15 protein-coding genes are annotated in these 17,744 nt (G+C 48.8%); 2 read left to right on the forward strand and 13 right to left on the reverse strand.

Annotation, left to right across the window (positions count from 1 at the left end):
- Positions 1-17: 17 nt before the first annotated feature.
- The 12 genes from NC796_RS01915 to NC796_RS01970 are packed head-to-tail and all read right to left on the reverse strand — an operon-like array spanning position 18 to position 13,726.
- On the reverse strand, positions 18-7,268 hold the full coding sequence (locus NC796_RS01915) for a helicase-related protein (protein ID WP_310681586.1): 7,251 nt from the start codon (positions 7,266-7,268) through the stop codon (positions 18-20).
- 4 nt (positions 7,269-7,272) lie between these two features.
- Positions 7,273-8,532: a hypothetical protein gene (locus tag NC796_RS01920; protein ID WP_310681587.1), complete on the reverse strand. Its 1,260-nt coding sequence runs from the start codon at positions 8,530-8,532 to the stop codon at positions 7,273-7,275.
- Position 8,533: 1 nt separating this feature from the next.
- On the reverse strand, positions 8,534-8,857 hold the full coding sequence (locus NC796_RS01925; protein ID WP_310681588.1) for a peptidoglycan-binding protein: 324 nt from the start codon (positions 8,855-8,857) through the stop codon (positions 8,534-8,536).
- Complete coding sequence (locus NC796_RS01930; RefSeq protein ID WP_310681589.1) at positions 8,854-9,264, reverse strand: hypothetical protein; 411 nt, start codon at positions 9,262-9,264, stop codon at positions 8,854-8,856. Before NC796_RS01930 ends, NC796_RS01925 begins: the two co-directional genes overlap by 4 nt.
- Positions 9,257-9,943, reverse strand: coding sequence for a hypothetical protein (locus NC796_RS01935; RefSeq protein WP_310681590.1), 687 nt, complete (start codon positions 9,941-9,943; stop codon positions 9,257-9,259). The genes NC796_RS01930 and NC796_RS01935 overlap by 8 nt, the downstream gene beginning before the upstream one ends.
- A 1-nt stretch (position 9,944) precedes the next feature.
- Entirely contained in the window at positions 9,945-10,253 is a 309-nt protein-coding gene (locus NC796_RS01940; RefSeq protein ID WP_310681592.1) for a hypothetical protein, read from the reverse strand.
- Between the two features lies 1 nt (position 10,254).
- Positions 10,255-10,611 (reverse strand): hypothetical protein, encoded by a 357-nt coding sequence (locus tag NC796_RS01945; RefSeq protein ID WP_310681594.1) that lies wholly within the window; start codon positions 10,609-10,611, stop codon positions 10,255-10,257.
- 10 nt (positions 10,612-10,621) lie between these two features.
- Entirely contained in the window at positions 10,622-11,038 is a 417-nt protein-coding gene (locus NC796_RS01950; RefSeq protein WP_310681596.1) for a hypothetical protein, read from the reverse strand.
- A 4-nt stretch (positions 11,039-11,042) separates the two neighbouring features.
- A complete protein-coding gene (locus NC796_RS01955) occupies positions 11,043-12,074 on the reverse strand; it encodes a transglutaminase-like domain-containing protein (RefSeq protein ID WP_310681597.1) in 1,032 nt (343 codons plus the stop codon).
- The gene (locus NC796_RS01960) at positions 12,071-12,298 is read right to left on the reverse strand and encodes a hypothetical protein (RefSeq protein WP_310681598.1); all 228 of its coding nucleotides are present in this window, start codon (positions 12,296-12,298) and stop codon (positions 12,071-12,073) included. The genes NC796_RS01955 and NC796_RS01960 overlap by 4 nt, the downstream gene beginning before the upstream one ends.
- Positions 12,299-12,307: 9 nt before the next feature.
- Positions 12,308-12,712, reverse strand: a complete 405-nt coding sequence (locus NC796_RS01965; RefSeq protein ID WP_310681599.1) for a hypothetical protein — start codon at positions 12,710-12,712, stop codon at positions 12,308-12,310.
- A 21-nt stretch (positions 12,713-12,733) separates the two neighbouring features.
- Positions 12,734-13,726, reverse strand: coding sequence for a hypothetical protein (locus tag NC796_RS01970; RefSeq protein ID WP_310681600.1), 993 nt, complete (start codon positions 13,724-13,726; stop codon positions 12,734-12,736).
- Between the two features lie 300 nt (positions 13,727-14,026).
- Here NC796_RS01970 and NC796_RS01975 point away from each other — a divergent pair, with 300 nt between their 5' ends.
- Together NC796_RS01975 and NC796_RS01980 are read left to right on the forward strand one after the other, a co-directional pair.
- Positions 14,027-15,064, forward strand: a complete 1,038-nt coding sequence (locus NC796_RS01975) for a hypothetical protein (RefSeq protein ID WP_310681601.1) — start codon at positions 14,027-14,029, stop codon at positions 15,062-15,064.
- A gap of 115 nt (positions 15,065-15,179) precedes the next feature.
- Positions 15,180-16,025 carry a hypothetical protein gene (locus NC796_RS01980; protein ID WP_310681602.1) on the forward strand — a complete coding sequence of 282 codons (846 nt, stop codon included), beginning with the start codon at positions 15,180-15,182 and terminating at the stop codon, positions 16,023-16,025.
- A 177-nt stretch (positions 16,026-16,202) separates the two neighbouring features.
- Here NC796_RS01980 and NC796_RS01985 read toward each other — a convergent pair whose 3' ends face one another.
- A complete protein-coding gene (locus tag NC796_RS01985) occupies positions 16,203-17,687 on the reverse strand; it encodes a Fic family protein (RefSeq protein ID WP_310681604.1) in 1,485 nt (494 codons plus the stop codon).
- Positions 17,688-17,744 lie beyond the last annotated feature (57 nt).

Below are 17,744 nucleotides of genomic sequence, written 5' to 3' on the forward strand. Positions count from 1 at the left end.
GGTGGGTTCGCTGAGAGTTAATTAAGGATGCCTCGGCCGTCAATATTCAGGTTGGTTATGATATAGATGTCCCCGTAGGAGAACACGGGGCGCTTGCCATCGTCGAAATAGTGGTAGTAGTGATGGTCGTCTCCTTTCTGGTCGCCCGGGTAAATGACCTTGTCGCTGCTGTACATGATGCGCTCGGCGTGACCGATGGAAACCAGCTCCCCGCCCGCCGGTGGAAACAGTTCGTAGTCATAGCCGTCGGCCGGAAAATGATGGAACTCTTCGTACATCTGTTCGGCTTGGTCGCTGGCGTAGGCTCCTTTGAGTAATTTCATGCGGGTTGTCGGAAAGGCAAACAGCGTGGTGCCCTCGGCGTCGATAATCATAGCTAAATCCTCATCCTCAGAAAGTATGCGCTGCAAAAATCCTTTGGTGTCAATAAACTCCAGTTCACCAACGGAGCCCGCGTACACCAATGGGTCGCCAAATAAGGTTTTCAGAGGCATGGGGAGAGATTTCGTTGTCTGTTTACCAGACCGATTCGGGCGTATTTTTTCATCTGGTGAACTGTCGCGATAAATACCAACCTCGCGGGCGCGAACGGTTCCCTTCACCCCATATTTAGGTGCAATGCGATTGAGTTCTTCGTACAATTCCGACCGGTCGGTAAATTTGGTTTTGACCAGTTCGTTGACCACATCTTGCAGTTTGGTTACGGTGTTTTGGTTGGAGGTGAGGTCCAATTGAGCCTGCTCCAATTCTTTTTGGGTTTGCTGGTGGGTTGTCTCCAGTTCGCGCAGGGTTTTCTTCGAGCGTTCCAGCTCGAAGGTAATCTGCTGAATACGGACCGGGGCGGACTGTTGCCATCCTTTTTCGAGGGCAAGGAAGAGTTCGGCCAGTTTTTGCTTTATGATTGGCAGCCAGCGCTGGATTTTGTACATGCCGAGCCGTTGCTTCATCTGATCGTAGGTTACTTCGCTGCCGTCCGGGCCCGTTTTCTGTTTTTCGGCCTCGATATCTACCTCGTAATGGCTGTAAAAGTCGGACTCATCGGCAATAATATTCCCTTTGTTGCCCGCCAGGCTTCGGCCCGATTGGACCGGCTCGTCCATACTCCAGCCGAATTGCCCGTTTAGCTGGTCGCCTGCCATCTGCTTGATGGAGCTCCACTTAATCTTGTTGTAGAAACTTCGACTGGGCGCATTCGGATCAGGTATCAGGTTAAACAGGACCCGACCGTTGGCGTTATTTTTCGGCACTTCGAGCTGCAGCTCGTGGCGGAACCGAGGAATACGTTTGCCGTCTGAGGAGAGGTTGTTTTCAATGGTGCCGATCTCCCCGCTGTAGTCCAGCCAGCCAATGCGGATGAGTCCTTCGCCGAGGGCCTGTTGGGCTGATTCCGGCAACTCCGAATTAATAAGGGATTGCTCCCGCTGGATCGCGGACTCCATTCGCTCGGAGCGCTTGGTCACATCCCGGCTTGCTTGGGACAGGGAAGATTCCAGGCGCTGGGTCTCGCTAAGTAATGAATCAATGCGTGCCTTCAGCACCTTCGTTTGGGCTTTGGACTGGAAAAATTCTTTGACTCGGGGATCGGAGTTGGTGGCGGCCACCATCTGCTCGTATTCCAGGGATTCTCCCTCGGAATCGGCAGAGGTTTCCCGTCCGTCACCAAAGAAGAGCTCATCGATCCAGCTTTGTTTCTTGCTGACCAGCTCCAGGCGGTACTGATCAAAAGAATCCTTCATCAGATAAAAATGGATGTTCACTTTTCCGTGTTGGTTTCCCTGCCGGAGCCCGCGCCCGTTGCGCTGCTGGATCTGCGAAGGGGTGTAAGGCACATCCATGTGATGCAGATCAGTGGTCCATTTTTGCAGGTTCATGCCTTCGGCAATGGATTGGTTGCCGATCAGTACGCGGTATTTGCCCAGGTTGAAATCATCCTGCACCTGCTTTTTGAGCGCTTCTTTGTCATCGGAGGAGGAGACGAAATAATCCTCACCCTTGGGGTCGGTGCCAATAATAGAGCCGTTAATAATGGCAATTTCTCCGCTGGGGATCCCGGCTTCGGCCAGCTCTTCTTTTATAAGTTGGTGATAGCTCCCGCCTTTTTGGCCTTCCACGGAGATCCAGTCGCAGAAGATGATCTGGTTGCGAATTGCGGGAGTCGCCGGATTATTGCGCCTACTATACAAAGCCTCAACAATCATGACCGCTCGGTCGAAGATTTCTTCTATCGAGTCCGGCCCGTCGGAGTGTTTTTCCCGCTGTTTTTCGATCTTGTTAAGCAGGAACTGCTTGCCAACGGGTACTGCGTGGAGGTCTCCTTCAGTGGCTTCGATTTCTCGGGCAACCTCCTCAAAGTAACCTAGTGCTTTTAGCTCCTTAATAAGTTTGTGGCGGGACTGGCCTTCGTATGGGTTCGGATTTTGCCTCACCTGCTGGTTGGCTTTTGAGAAGAAATCGCCATAGATGCTTTCCGGCAGTCTGCTGGGAGCAGGGTTTTCGCGGTAGGCGTAACTTTCAGCTACGTTATCGACCAGGGCCCCGAGCTTCAGGAACTTGCCATCTACGCCTGCGAAACTGCTGTCATATACGCGAAGATCCGTAGCTATTTTACTGCCATCGCCGGTAATGACCAGGAAATTGTCTTTGGTCTGGCATCCGCGCTGGCGCATACAATCGAGGATGTTATCCGCTCGGAGAATGATATCATCGAATAACAATTTGTGAATTTCGCTGGGTTCGATGACTTGTTGCTTGGTCTCGGCCTCGGGGCGCTTGAATTTCGGTTTGAGCGCTTGGGGATTGCCTTGGTTGTCGGTCACGACATTTCCAGACTCATCTTTGAGCAGGTCGGGAAACTTCTCGTAGAACCCCACCAGCTGGTCGTAGCTTTTGATGTCCATAACCTCATCGATAATCGCCCGCATTTCGGGGAGATTGTAGTAACCGGCCACTACGCGCTCGGTTCGGTATTCGCCGTTGGTCTTTTTGACGATCTTTTCCTCCTCGCGGACAAACTGGTTGATGAAGTTGTCCAAGTTGGCAATCTGGTATTTTTCGAGCAGATCCGGGGCGCATAGGTTAAGCATGTGCCACACCTCAACCGGAGAGTTGACGACCGGGGTAGCGGTTAATACAAAGACGTTTTTGTAGCCCACTTTCGAAAACAGCCACTTGGTTTTCTGGAGTGCGTCTTCGGCTCGTTGGGACGGTTTATTGGCTGCAATACCGAGCTTCGCCGCTTTGGCGCTGCCCAACGCATTTTTGTAGAAGTGGGCCTCGTCAAAGAACAGGGCGTCCACGCCGAGCTCATCAAAAAAGATGTCAGTTTCTAATCTTGTGGCAGTTGCTACATTGCGTAGTTTGGCCTCCCACTCTTCTTTCATCTTTTCCAGCCGCGTGACCATCGACTTTTTGGCCGTAGAGCTGAGGGCATCGTCTTCTTCGATGAGCTCGTCGAAACTATCAATCATTTGATCGAAGTATTCCACGCGCTCGGAATACATCTGCTGCTGGACGGCCGGGGACAGTGGCAGGCTCTTGAAGGCGTGATCGGCAATAAAGATCGCGTCCCAGTGGTAGAGCTGGGCCATAGTGAGCTCCTTGTGGCGCTCGGTGCCTGTCATTTTCATATTGAGGATTTTGGCTTCCGGGAACAGCATCGCATATTCCTCGACCCACTTTTCCTGTACTTTCCCGGGTACTACGAACATGGGTTTACTACAGGCTCCCTGTTGCAACAGCACTTGCGAGGTGATAATAGAAGAAAGCGTTTTTCCAGCGCCGACATCGTGGCAGTTGGCTCCGCGGCCACCCCATACGAGCTTCTCGGCGACCGCGCGGTTGTGTTTGTAGACCGCAAAGTCTTTGACGCCATAGAAGGTGTCGGACATGCCCCGAACCCGAAGGGTGGCCCCATCGAATTGCGGGTTGATATGAGCGTTATACTCGTGGTTATACGCCTGCTCGATGAGCTCACGGATTTCCGTGGAGGCCTTGGTGCGTACCCATTGGTTGAATTTTTGAGGCACGCGCGTCAGCATCTGGTCGTTGTGGGTGCGCTGTTTGGCGCGGGCTCGTTCGATAAGCGCCTGCTGGCCGGTTTGCTCGGCTCGTTTGAGCGTCATATCCCGTAGCACGTTGTCGTCCTCATCATAGAAGACCAACGGGAAACTGGAATCCTGAATGTAATTTTTGATGATTTTGCTGAACGGCGTCTCGCCCCATCCTTGGTTCCAGTCGCCCGCCGTTTCCTCGCCACCTTTGATATAACGCCCGCCTTTGCGGAGCTTCATATAGAAGCGGTTACCGAGGTCGGCTTTATCTTTGACTAAGCCGAGATGTACGTCCCGATAGCCCAGCTCATCTTTAATCCACTGGGTGAGCACCTTCGTCGGCAGATAGGTGAAAATGTGACGGGGATCTACGGTAATGCTGTAGGCATCAATCCACTCGGGGAGAACGGCCTTCAGGGCCTGGATGTTTTTCTCCAGCTGGTTGTCTTCGGCTATTTCCAGCTTGCGGCGGACATTACCGGCCAGGTATTGATAACGAAACTCGTAATTATTGGTTTCGGGATTGTAAAAGAAGTCAGGGTGATTCTTGATCGCTTCGGTGAGATCGCTCCGGCTGGCTGTTCCTCCTTTGTAGGTGGACTGGTAGAAATCAAGCGTAAGCTCTTCGCCGATGGAGCGGCCGTACATGGCAATTTCGGCCAGATCATCGGAGTCGGAGACCGCAGGCACGTAGTTGCGGTTGAATAGCGAGTCGGCATCGATGATATCGGCATAGACGAGCTGGCCGCTGATCGGATCGCGCTTCACAAAGGTCGTCAGTTTGTACAGCCGGTTGTCGTAACGGAAAACCTGGCGAATATCATCGTCTTCGTCGGGAATGCCGTAGCTGTTGATGTGACTTTCAAGTAACTCCTTAAACTCCCCGTGAAGCGGCTCTTTTTGCTCGCTGTCCTGGGCCAGCGCCGTGACAAAATCATCATAGGTATCGAGCATCTGGCAGGCTGAGCTTATCTTGGCGCGAAGCCCGTCACCCGCTTTATCCGATCCACCTACGGTAATAGGTTTGAAGTAGTGGCGCTGTTTTTCATAAAATTTCTCGTCATGCCAGACGATATTCCCGGCGTGGTAATCGCGGGTCGTCTCCAGGCGTACGCCCTCATCGGGGATCCGGTAGAAACCCGTCGGCCCCGGAAGCGGGTATGGGAAGCGAAGATCATCTCCAAGAACCTTACCGGTCAAAGCCTCATCCAATTGGCCTTTGACGCCCATACGGGTCAAAAACTGCATGTCGTGTCCCTGAATATGTTCGCCTAGTACCTGCTGGGGATATTTCTGATAATAGGGATTGTAGTAGGCCCCGTAAGACTGGTCCTTATATTCGGTGATACTTACCGCGAGATCCTCATAGGCAAACAGCTGGTTTAATTCACTGTTTACGTCAGGATGGGTTTCGCCGTCAACATCGGGGTATTTCTGAAACAGGATGAGATCCGTCGTGACCAGCGTATCGGCATTGTCCTTGAATGCGGTCGAGGGCAACCGGTAAGCACCCACAAACCGGGCGCGCTGGACCATCGCCTGGCGGATGGCCGGATCCTTCTTGTCCATAGTGCCAACCGAAGTGATTACGGCCAAAAACCCGCCGGGTTGGAGGGCGTCCAGAGACTTCAGGATAAAGTAGTCGTGGATGCGGGGATTCAGGGAAGCCAGCGGGTCGCGCTGGGTGTGAATTTTGATATCCCCAAAAGGGACATTGCCTATGGCGCCGGTCAGATTATATAGCGACAGGTCGGTCTGGGCAAAGTTTTCGTGGCGGACCAGCTGGCTTGGATGCAGCAGCCGGGCAATGCGAGAGCTCACTGCAGACCGTTCAACCATCAGCATGCGAAAGGCTCCGCCGGTAGGCATGAAGCCTGCAAAGTTGCCCACGCCCGCCCCGGGTTCTAAGATGTTGCCTCCGTCCACGCCCATGGCCCGGAGTTTATCCCAGATGAGCTTGACCAATGGGTAAGAAGTGTAATGTTCGTTGAGTAGGCCGCGCTCGGTGCCGGTGCGATCTTCCCCGTACCCTAATCCACCGGCTCCGGTATACCGACGAAGAATGTCCAGGTCGGATTCGGTGATAGCACGATCTTCTTTTTCCAAGACGGCCAATGCTGCTTCATTAGCCCGGCGACGTTCGGATTTTGTTAAACGGATCGGATCGTAATTTTTTAATGCAAGGTCAGAAAAATCGCTTCCATATTTCGCCTCTCCCGCACGATCTTCAGAGTCATGGTATGATTGGTTGTCTTCAATTTTGGCTGATAGGTCCTCATTTGTGGCATCTTCAAAAATTTGGTCAAAGTCGACGCCAATAATATTCCCATGCTGGCGAAACAGCTGCAGTGCTGGCTCGCGATGTTCTTGAGGAAATCTGTCAAGCGAAAAAGCCAAGGCCAGTTTCTTAGCTGTCTCGGTAAAGGAGTTCTGGAGTGCCTGCAACTGGTTGGTAGGATTGTTACGACTCGTCAGCTGTTGATTCAATTTCGTGGGGTTGCCCAGAAGATCATCTATTTTCTTAGCAGCTTCCTCATTTCCCTGGTCTGCTTTCCAGGCTAGATCGGTTAGGTGCTGCATGCGTTTGGTGTTAAGGGTGCCTGATTTATAAGGTGTGTGAGCGGCTTTTGCTATTTGTGCCATACGCTGGGTCTTTACCTGGATCTCGACCGGAATATCTCCGGCCTCCCCAGCCATCACGATAAAGTGATGCGCTCGGTAGCCACCGACCGGTTCGGCGTATTTGTCTTCATGTTCAAATACTTCTCCGATTGCTCCTGAATCAATTTGTTTTACCACTTGATCCAGATCCTTTTGATCAGACAACACGATCATGCATCCGGCCATATCGGTCAGGCCTTGGGTATAAAGCTGATTTGCATTAGCCTGCTTGATATCAGTCTTAATGCGTTTGCGACGCAATTTGTTGATAACCGAATAGGGAGACTTCACGCGGCCCTTAACCGTAGCTTTTGGTTGCATGCCGGTGAGCTTTGCTATTACCTGGTCCAAGGCCTGCTGGTAGTCGCCTCGAAGGTCGATCAACTGTTTGATTTCGTCGGTGAGCTTGGTCTCCTCGACCGTATCGGTGTCGCCGGCCAGCTGCGGGTTGGGGTCGTCGGCGTTGGGAATCCCGTCCCCGTCAAAGTCGCCAAAAATACCGGGATAGTCCTCGGTTGTAATGTCTTCAAAAGGGGTAACAGTTGGATTGTCTCGCATGGGGTTAGCCTAATACTTTGGTTAGAAAGGCGTCCAATTTAGCCTGACTTTCTTTGGCCGCTTCAATGTCTACTTGCTGTTGAGGCTTTTCGTCAGATGAAATATTCTTCGTCGTCGGTTGTTCTTTTGACGACGTTTTTTCTTGTTTGGTAGAAGCGGGCTTGGGTTTAGTAGCCGGTTTCTTCTTGGTCTTTGGCGCAGGTGAGTTGGTCACAGTAGATTTTTCCTTTTTGCCAAGCGCGCGTTCCTGGCGCTTGTACTCTTTGGCGCCCAGCACGACTTTGGCGTGGTCCTGCTTATAAATTCGGATTTCCAGATCGCCATATTTGTTGACTAACTTTTTCCAGCACGCTTTTAGCCCGCCCCCTTTGCCTTCCGTGCAGGCTTGATATTCCAGATGGCCGTCCAGCAGTAGATCCATGATGTACCGCTTCTTGGGATAGTCTGCTGTGTATCGGATCGAGAGGTGGGCGTTTTCAGACTCCCCGGAATGCTTGGACCCGTAGCAGGGCATCTTGCTGCCAAACATCGAGTTGATCCGTTTCCAGGATCGAATCTTGTGAAGGGTGTCGATCTCTTTGAGGGTAATCTTAAAAGGAGTATCCACTGGGTTTTCGCGTTTGTCTGGGTTGGTTTCTTCTTTGGCAGCAGGGTTAGCTGGTGTCACCTCGCGGTCTTGGGCCGTAAAGGGCACGGCAATAGCGGTCAGTTCCCGGTAGCGATTCTTTTCGGTTTCGGCTCCGCCTTCCTTGGTAACTTTGATCTCGATGTCACACTCGTGGGCGATGCTGGTGTTGCCTTTATATTGCCCGTCCTTGGTGGCGTGGGATACCATCACAAACATGATCCCGTTTTCGCGGCACCACTGGGCCAGCTCTACGGTTTCCTTGGCGTTGGCATCGATCACGGAAATCGAATCCAGGATACAGGCGAAGGACCGGTTTTTAAGCAGAATTTCTTTGAGTGCCTGAATGGATTTCCATTTGGTGAAATTGAGATTCGGGTGGGTCGCTTCCAGGCGTTTGACGCGGTCGACCAATGTTTTGCCAAAATGCTCTTCGGCGGGGATATACTCGATGCGCCCGTGTTCGGCTAATGCGTCAGCGAGTCCCAGACTCATGGTGGATTTACCGGCGCCTTTTTCGCCCCAAATAAAAATGACGGCATTCTTTTCGGGCTCACCGAGAAGTCTCCCGTAAGGTTGTGCTATTTTTATGCCTTTGATATTAAGTTTAGAAAGCTGCTGGGCAGTCATTGATTCCATATCAGGTTCGTCTAGTTTTTTTGATTGCGATTCCAATTCCAATAATGGCGATAGTCCCTAATACGAGAATACCCGTTTTCGCAGTGGGAGCGTTTCGTGGTACTTGTAAAGACTGTTGGCTAATACCGAGCTTGTTAAGCAGTATCCCATCGACAATTCCATTCGGTTGTAGTCCCAATTTTTGCTGGGCTTGTTTGACCGCCTGTTGGGTTTCGGGACCAAATATCCCATCGACACCATATTTGGGGAGCCCAATGCCAAGGGCTTTCAGTGCCGATTGCAGGTGCATGACCTGCGGACCTTTGTCACCTATTTTGAGAGTCATTGGGAAGATCGTTTTCGGTTTATGAAGGTGAGACCGGCTATTCCGATGGCGATGCCCATGGAGAGAAAACCGGCCTGTTTAAGTGTGTCCATGGATTTGCTTTTTGCAATGGTCTCTTCAAGACCGATAAGATCACTTACCGCCTGTAGGTCCACATATTCGAAGTACCGGTTGATAACCCCGGCATGTTGGTGGTAGACATTATTTAATCCATCTTTATCGGTTGTAAGCCCGGCCATGATGATGGCGGTAGTTGCGGCTTTTCCTTTCTTGCCGCTTAGGGCGTGGTCGGCTAGGCTAATGGCTTTGCGAAACGCATTTTTCCCGGTTTGGCGCAGGTAGCTGTTTAACCCGCCCATACCGTCGTCCACAATCTGATAATCACGACCTTCAATGAGCTCACGCATTTTTCTGTTCCTCTCGGCCGGTGTCAGGGTTGGCTATGGTTTTCAAGCTGTCTCGCATGCCGGGGATAAGCGGGCCAAGGAAATACGCCCCGGCTCCGATGCCCACTAGCCATAATACTTTGGTGAGCGTGCTGTTGACGCCGCTGAATGCGCTTTGGGGACTGGGCAAGCTAATCTGATACCACGGCTCGGTGGGTGGAGCATATACCCCGCTCTGTTGGCCTTCCTCGATATCCAGATCCAACGTCATGACCTTGGAGGCCGCAAGCGGTTTGGCCTCGGATATATTGGCTTCAGTAACATTGCTGGGGTGCAGTTCAAAGATGACCGGGTGATTACGATCCGGACGAAAAGAGCGCCCGAACACAAGCCGGGTTTGCCCGCGACAGCCGTCCCACATGCTGGTCAGGATTCGGGATATGGCCAGCACCTTTCGGGATTGCGGATCGAGGGCTGCGATGACCGCATCCGGACATGCTATAAGCAGAAACGAGTTCCAGAAGTTGCGGTACCGGTCGATTTCGATATCAACGGAGAAGGGAACCCCGTTTTTGGGCACCCCGCGCTCGGGATACCGGCCGATAATGCGAACTTCGCCAGCCTCAGAGCTAATTATATTTCCTGTAATGCCAGCGGATCCTAATCCGTTGTCGCTATATGCAGATTGGGTCTGGGTCATGTTATTTTCGTCTGGCTAAGATTCGAAAAGCAAGATATCCACCGGCAATCCATCCCAGGGTTTTCTTGTGTTGGTTAAACCAATTTCGGAGCTCTTCGGAGGGTCGGGTGCCAGAGAGTCGCTGGCAGATCGATTGGTCTTCAGGGGCTTCAACCTCTGCCCCTTTTGGGACTTCCTGTAGCTGGATGGTCGGTTGCAGGTACACCTTTTCCTCCGATGGAGAGGGATTTGGGTAGCGCCCGTTGGGAATATGACCATCGAGATAATGAGAAATTCCTACCGGATGGGCGGGATAAGTGGCTTCAATCATATTACGATTTCTTTTTTAGTAAGGTGTACATGAGTCCTCCCCCAACGGCAACGACGCCGCCAATAAGCAACATGCTTGTCATATTGGGGCCGCCCGATTTCTGGGCTCCCGTCAGCGCCATTTGCTGCTCAGGTGTTAGGCTACTGCCACTGGGGTTATTTTTGCCGCCATTGATAACCCCGTCCACGGTCACGGCGGTATCGGCCGCGGTGGTCAAAAAGCTGGACAAATCATTCAGGATGCTGCCAAACTTGGTTTTCTTTGACTCCGGAGGGGCCGTAGGAAAAGTGGTGGAAGTAAAATTAAATGGTCGAGTAGTTTGCAAGAAATCGACTTGATCAAAAGAGCTGTTGTTCATAGGTGTACCTCTACGTGGATTTAGCGTTGGCTTTTTTCTTTTTGGCAACAAGCAGTATGGCAGCTCCCAGAATAGCAACTCCACCAACTGCTGCGCCCGCAATCATGGCCGTGCTTGCGGTCTCTTGTTTGGCAGCTGTATCGGTGACGTTGTGCTGTAGGGCCGTCATGAGTTGCTGTTTTTCCTGCTCTATTTTCTTCTTTTCAGCCAGCTTGCGCTCGTGGGCCTTGCAGAGGGCCTGCGATTTTTCGCGCTTGCGCCGACAGCTTTTGAGCTTGCCGAACATCTTTCCCTTACAGCTCTGGTTGGCATATCGGCAGGGATCATCTTCTTCCCAACCGTCTAAGCCACTACGTAGGCTATTAGGTATGATCAACTGATCATCGTCGTTTGTTATCGCTATAGGTTGTAAGTAAGCACTACTCATAAGGTCAGGAGTGGTTAAGGGTCCAGTAGCTGATACCGCCAAGCGTCAAAAGCCCGGCCGAGAGTCCGCCGTACAGGAGCCATTTTTTGTTTCGAGATTGTTGTTGGCTGGCCAGAAAGCTGTTGTCCAGGCTTCCGAACCTATTCAGGTAATCAACGGCCGGTTGGCCATGTTCTTGGATAATCATAGCATACTGCTGGAGGACTGCGTTATCCTTTTGGGAAAACGAAATAACATCCGAGCGGACCCCTCGGGCCATCAGATAGTCTCGCCATTGCCCGCGCTGGATACGCTCGTCTTTATCTTTCGCGCCAAACCATTTGGAAAACATGCTTTTCATAGTGACGCCTGTTTGCAGAGCTGTCGTTGCAGCAGCGGTCAGGGTAATCGGGTCAATACCTAATCCGTCCGGCATCCGGTTCGGCAGGTGCTTGGATTTTTTGATGAGGGTTTCGTCAAAGGCGAATCCTGGATATTTGGCGACAGTCGTATCAAAAGATTTCCATCCATCAGGGGAGCGAAAGACGGTGTAGATATGATCGTAGTTTCGTCCCGTCCGGCTCACAATCCGAAATCCGGTTTGAATGCCCAGGCTTTGCAGCAGGGCCGCCGACAGGATCGCGTGATCGTCGCAATCTCCGGCCTTTTGTTTGAGAGTGACATCCGGGGATTGAATGCGTTCAATGTTCCAGGGATCCCGAACGTAGTTGATATTGCGGGTCATCCACTTGTAGATAGAATCGGCAATCTGATCTGCATTTCGTAGGTTAGGAAGGCCGGTGCTAATATTCCTGGGAACCCTACGAGTGATTTTTAAGGCAAGCTTTCGGATATCGTCCCGACCGGTATATTTGGTTACAAGCTGGGAGGCTACCTTAAGCACTTGTTCAATACCTGGATACGTCCTGCGCCGGGAAATAATAGGGGCGGCAGCATCACCTTGTAGGGGATTTGCTGCCGCCTTATTGCTCATCACTAAACCGTCGGTAGTGACTGCGTTACGGGAAGGGGTGATATGAGGATAATGACTGCTCAAGAGCGGTAGGTGATATAGTCAAGCAGAAGTTGCAGGCCATGTTCGGGGTTGCGCGTTGTTACATCACCGAGCCGCTTCGCCAGTTTCGGGTCAAGATCGCCCAGGCTGATAAGTACGCCTGCAAATTGCCGGGAGCGCGTGATGGTCGTTATTCCTGCGGTATCCAATTCCTTGTAGATATTATCCCGAAGGCTCGTGACGGGTTGTTGGGTAATGGTTGGCATAGGGGTTAACTAAGATTTGGGTCCGTTGGATGTGACAAGTTTTTGCAGTTCGATAATGACTTCCGTGAGGAGCGCCTTTATTTGATTACTTACCTTCATGCCGGTAAAGTGTAGTAGCTGCCTGCAAGCGAAAGGGGCAGGGATATAACAGAGCGTAGTTGCGTGTTGCCCTAATCCATCCACAAGGGGATATATCGTTTTTGCAATGCGTTCGGCTCCGATATCCCTGCTTATCGCTTCTTCAGAAAGTAGTTTGGCCATGCGTGTCCAGTCCTGTATCGTAATCGGGCGCCCGTAAGACTGCATCAGTGCCAGTTGTGATCTGATGCGTTTGGCATAGCGTCCGTAGGGCTGCGGGTGGTCACCAAGATATTCGAGGGCCATTTTGAGCAAGGGAATATGATCAGGATTCATGGCGGGGTTGTTCAAAGTTGGTTATATGGTCATGGGTGATTCGGGATGGCCACCTGCCTCGGGTGAAGAAAAGCTGCCGTTCAGAGTTGGCCCGCCTGCGCCGTCCAGCAGGGTCTCTGGGATATCGGCTCCGTCGGCGGGAAGGTGCCGAGGAGTCTCCTCCCCGGCACCTTTGGGTTGTTCGGCTTCGTCGTTGAGGAGGGCATCGTGTTGGGGTAGGTCAGACTTGTTCTGCGATTGAATCTTTTGGGCTACTGCGGCTTTAAAAGCCTCGGTTTGCTCGGGGGTTAGTTGGCCTTGGCTGCCAGCCCGTTGGGCAAATAGTCCGGAGATGACGCTAAAGAACAGCGGAGCATTTTCCTCCAGCATATCCAGCATGCGGCTTCCGGCATCTCGACCGCCCGCTCGCTGTTCCATCTCCATGCGGAACTTCAGCTTTTCCAGTTCTGCGAGCTCTTTTTCGAGGGCTTTGAGGTTACTTCGGTGCATTTCTTTGAGCCGGTCAATCTCGTTGCGGTGGGATTCTTTGAGGTCGGCCAACTCTTTCTGGTGGGTGAGCAGGGTCGTAGTTTTGTCTTCGGCAAGTTCCCGCTTCAGATTCATAATCTCATCAACTTGCTGGCGGATCTTGCGGTCCGCATCATGGAGCTCTCCTTCCAGCCGAAGAATACGATTGCTGTAATAGTCTTCGTCTTTGGTCTCTCTGGATGGTTGCTCAAAGAAGTCAGCAGCTACTTCAGCCTGCTTGTTTGGATCGTCAATCCGAAAATTGATTTCGATATCATGGTCGTCGCCGGTATGCAGCGTATAGATTCCGGGCTCCAGGCGACACATGGCCTTGGCCACCTTAAAAGGAGAACGAATGTTGAACGGAATATCCTTTTCGACGTCGATGAAATCATCGGTCCGGCCGGTAATACGCCCGAAAATAGGCATACCCTCTCGCAGTTCCTGGAGCGTGGTGGCATAATCGCGTTGCGGGGTTTCTACAGTATTTGACAAGTGCTGAGGCATCGGGCCAGGCTTGGTTAATATGTCGTGATAGAATCATTTTGATTAATCACCGATGTCAACGTAACACTATTTCAAATCAAGGGAAATACTCCGGGATGGGCTGGAATAGGGTGCAACAGTGTGTTAAAGGATGGGACAGATTGGGATTGGAAGAAAATATCTTTGAGGTTGATATAATATCTAGAAAGCATATACCTGTTTGAGTCTTTGCTCGCTATTTGCCAAACTAGAAACTAATTAATAAAAATTTAGTAATCGCAAATGTTGCGATATTCATTCGATAGATAGCTAGTCTTAGATATGAGCCATAAAGAAGAAAAAAGATATCCATTTTGGCACGTAGCTCCTCACGTTGTAATTCTTGGTGCAGGAGCTAGTAAAGCTGCATTTCCAAATGGCGACAAAAATGGTAGAGAACTACCTTTAATGCAGGATTTTGTTGAGGTTTTGAATTTAGGCCCTGCTTTGTCTGAGTACGATATAGAATATGAAGGAGTTAATTTTGAAAAAATATATGATGAATTATATCAAAGTAATGATCATCCTGAACTTGTTAAATATGTTGAAAATTCGGTAAGAGAGTACTTCTCAAAATTTGAAATACCCAGCAGGGTTACATTGTATGATGAATTGATATTAAGTCTTCGAGAAAAAGACCATATATATACTTTTAATTGGGACCCTTTGTTATTACAGGCTTACCGTAGGCATTCGAAAATAAAAAAGTTGCCTAGTATTCATTTCTTACACGGCAATGTTGCTGTGGGTATTTGTAAAAACCATAAAACAGTTGGCTATATAAAAGGTTGTTGCTCAAAATGTGATAATCCTTACTCTCCTGTCAGATTACTTTATCCTGTTGCTGATAAAGACTATGATTCTAGTCCCTTCATTAGTAGTGAATGGAAACACTTGGAATGGGTTCTTGAAAGGTCATTTATGCTAACAATATTTGGTTACAGTGCACCTGAAACAGATGTAGTTGCCAAGGAGATGATGGGAAAAGCGTGGGATATTAATGACAAGAAAAAATTTAATGAAATTGAGATAATCGACATTAAATCTGAAGAAGAGTTACATGCTACTTGGTCAGATTTTATTGTAAGTCATCATTATTCGTGCTGGGAATCTATCCGAGACTCTCTCATATTTAGATATCCCAGAAGAAGTTGCGTCGCTTGGGGCGAATCGATTATGCAACTTGATCCATGGAAAGATAATTATCTACCTGAATTTAATGATATTAACAAACTACAAAAGTGGTTTGCTCCATTACTAAGGCAGGAAGTTGATTTTGATGAAGAGGATAAGAGGCTTACAGATTTGCAATCATCTTAGGCTGACCCTTTTTGTTGGTTTTTAGTTTCTCAATTTCTGTAATAAAGTTTGCTTTAAATGCAGGATGGCAGCAGTTTTTTGTGTCATCAGAAAGCTAACAGCTTAACTAAGCACAATGAAAAGTTTCGATTTTAATAAAAATGATAGGGAAAGAAGAAAAGATAGGATTAAGGACCTTAACAGTTTTAAAAAAGTAACTAAAAGTCTCCAAGAGATAGAAGATCTGTATCAAAGAATTTCCTTGCTACAAACTTTCAATGGAACCATTTTCGTAGCCACCGCTAATAAAAAAACATGCATCTTAAATACTGCACTTTTAGACTCTTCCATTGAAACTCTAGAGAGCATTAAAGGTTGTTTGCAGTACGGCAGTTTAAGTGATGCTTATGCTTTAATACGGAAATTCCGCGATCAATCTCTAATGTTTCTATACTTTCTGGCTATAGTCAAAAGAAATGCTTATCCCGATGAAAATTATGATAAGCATTTTGAATACTTATTCGATTGGTACAATAGTAAAATAGGGTTTATCGATTTTGATCAAATGTTTAAATATTTAAAGTCAGACCCAGATGTTCATAAAATCATCAATAAATATGGGCTTCAAAATAACTGGGAAACATTGAGGCATAAACTAAACGACTATGTTCATGTGAAAGGAGTAGATAATGCTTACGCAAACTATAAAAGAAATTATGATTTATCCTCAGGTTTTGAAAAGGTAGATAAGAACTTGAAATATCTATCTGTTTACTTCTTATCCTTGCTATTAATAATAGATTCTACGATGGTGATGTCCACGGATTATATCGATCATATGGAGATGGGCATGACGCCTCCCGAAGGTAGCCAGTATAATATTGCTCCCTCAATTCAGGAGTTTATTAACCAGTATTTAAAGTCTTACGATAATGACTTGGTAAATTTTATTAAACAGGCTTCAATAATGGAAATAAATTAGCTCTATAAACAGCGTTTTGTTGCTAGGCCTCGTACCTCATTTGCCCTTATATTCTTTTTATACCAAAATTGATTCTTAAGTAAGAACCCCGATTTAATAGGGGGGACAAGTGAATAAAATTAATTTTTCGGGTTTTAATACTCGACTAATTTAAACTATCGGGATTTAAGGGGGGGGCTAAGTAGGCAGACGCAATCGAATACCTTCTTGGTCAGCTTCGGTTGGATCCATAAAGGCATTGGTGGCTTCCATTTCAGTACGTGCCTCATCGTAGTTGTCCCAATTGATAGCTTGTACATATTTTTGACCGAAATCGAGGGTTCGGATCAAAGCGTCTGGTTGCCGGTTGTGAGTCAAAGCTTTTAATGCAGCCAGGTAATTATTCCGATAAACCGTAGGGATAATAATTTTTTGTTGATCCGCAGCAACGAGTTCTGCATTCATCATAATGCGAGCAATACGACCATTGCCGTCAGTGAAAGGATGTACTTCGCTAACCAAGAACATCATAAATACCGCCTTCTGGAAGGGATATTCCAATCCGCGATACATTTCGAATCCTCGTTCCAGGGTGGCCATGACAAGCTCGGGTTTCACAAACTGGGTGCTACCGGCCACATTCATTTTGGTCTTAAATTCGCCCGGCTTTTTGTCTTTCCGCAGAGCCATTATAGTAGAATGCCGATTCTTTAACAAAGCAATAAATTCATCAAAATCTTCAGGTATTTTTGCCATCTCTGAATAGTTGGAAACTATGCGAAAGGTCCCCATTACATCATGGGCATCTTCGGGACGTTCAGCTGGTATCGCATTGTTAAAAACGATATCTGCAGCCTCATCTACTTCAAATTCGGTTCCTTCAATAAAATTAGAGAAATATGCTTCGAAGAATGAGAGGTTTATTCGTTCGTCCTGCGAAAGGTTGGACGCAGAACGAGTGTGAGGAGCAAAATCCGACAGATCTTCAAAAAGTTTGAGAAACAGATCTACGCGATCGGGGTCATACGGCTTTTTAGATTTCCGGGCTTTTCCAACATCTGATTTAATATTGGAATCGCGCGTGCCCTGCAAGCTGCCAATAAGATCGTCCAGCTTTTCATATTCTTCTTGCATATCCAGCTGCAGTGCTATTTCTCGGGCACGGTCGCGTATATTGTTGACATGGTCAGCCCCGCGAACCCGAAAGAGTTTGTCCAAGCGCTCTTCCATCTCTTCCTGCCGAAGCGTCCTTGGAACGGATCCTTTGCGGGCTCGGGAAGGGCGCATGTTTTCAAGATAGGCTCTGGGTTCGGAGCTAATATGGAGACCATTAATAAAAGGACGGTCGCTTTCTAACGGCTCATGTCCTTTTCGCGGGTTGAAAATTATGCCGGGAATTTCCGTGATGCGCTTTTTGGATGAGACGATAAAGACCGATCCATCTTCCGCCGGTTTGTTTTCCAATGCCGTCCGATCGGCAATCAGCGCATCGGGATAATATTCAGATAGCAGATCGACCCAATGCCGTTTGACAATAATTTCGGGATCATCTGTCAGGTTTTTTGTGTATAGACGGGACCCGATTTTTTTAAGTTCCCCGCGTGCTGCTGCCTGCGATACCTGGGAAGAAATATCCGTGTGTGATACAAATACTTCCGGCAGGACATCTAAAAAATTTGCCATTTAAGCTACCTTTTTGAGGCAATTTATTAAACTTTCGGGACTTAATAAATAGTTAAA

The organism is Aliifodinibius sp. S!AR15-10, assembly GCF_031569985.1.
In the GTDB taxonomy this organism is placed as follows: domain Bacteria; phylum Bacteroidota; class Rhodothermia; order Balneolales; family Balneolaceae; genus JAMQKA01.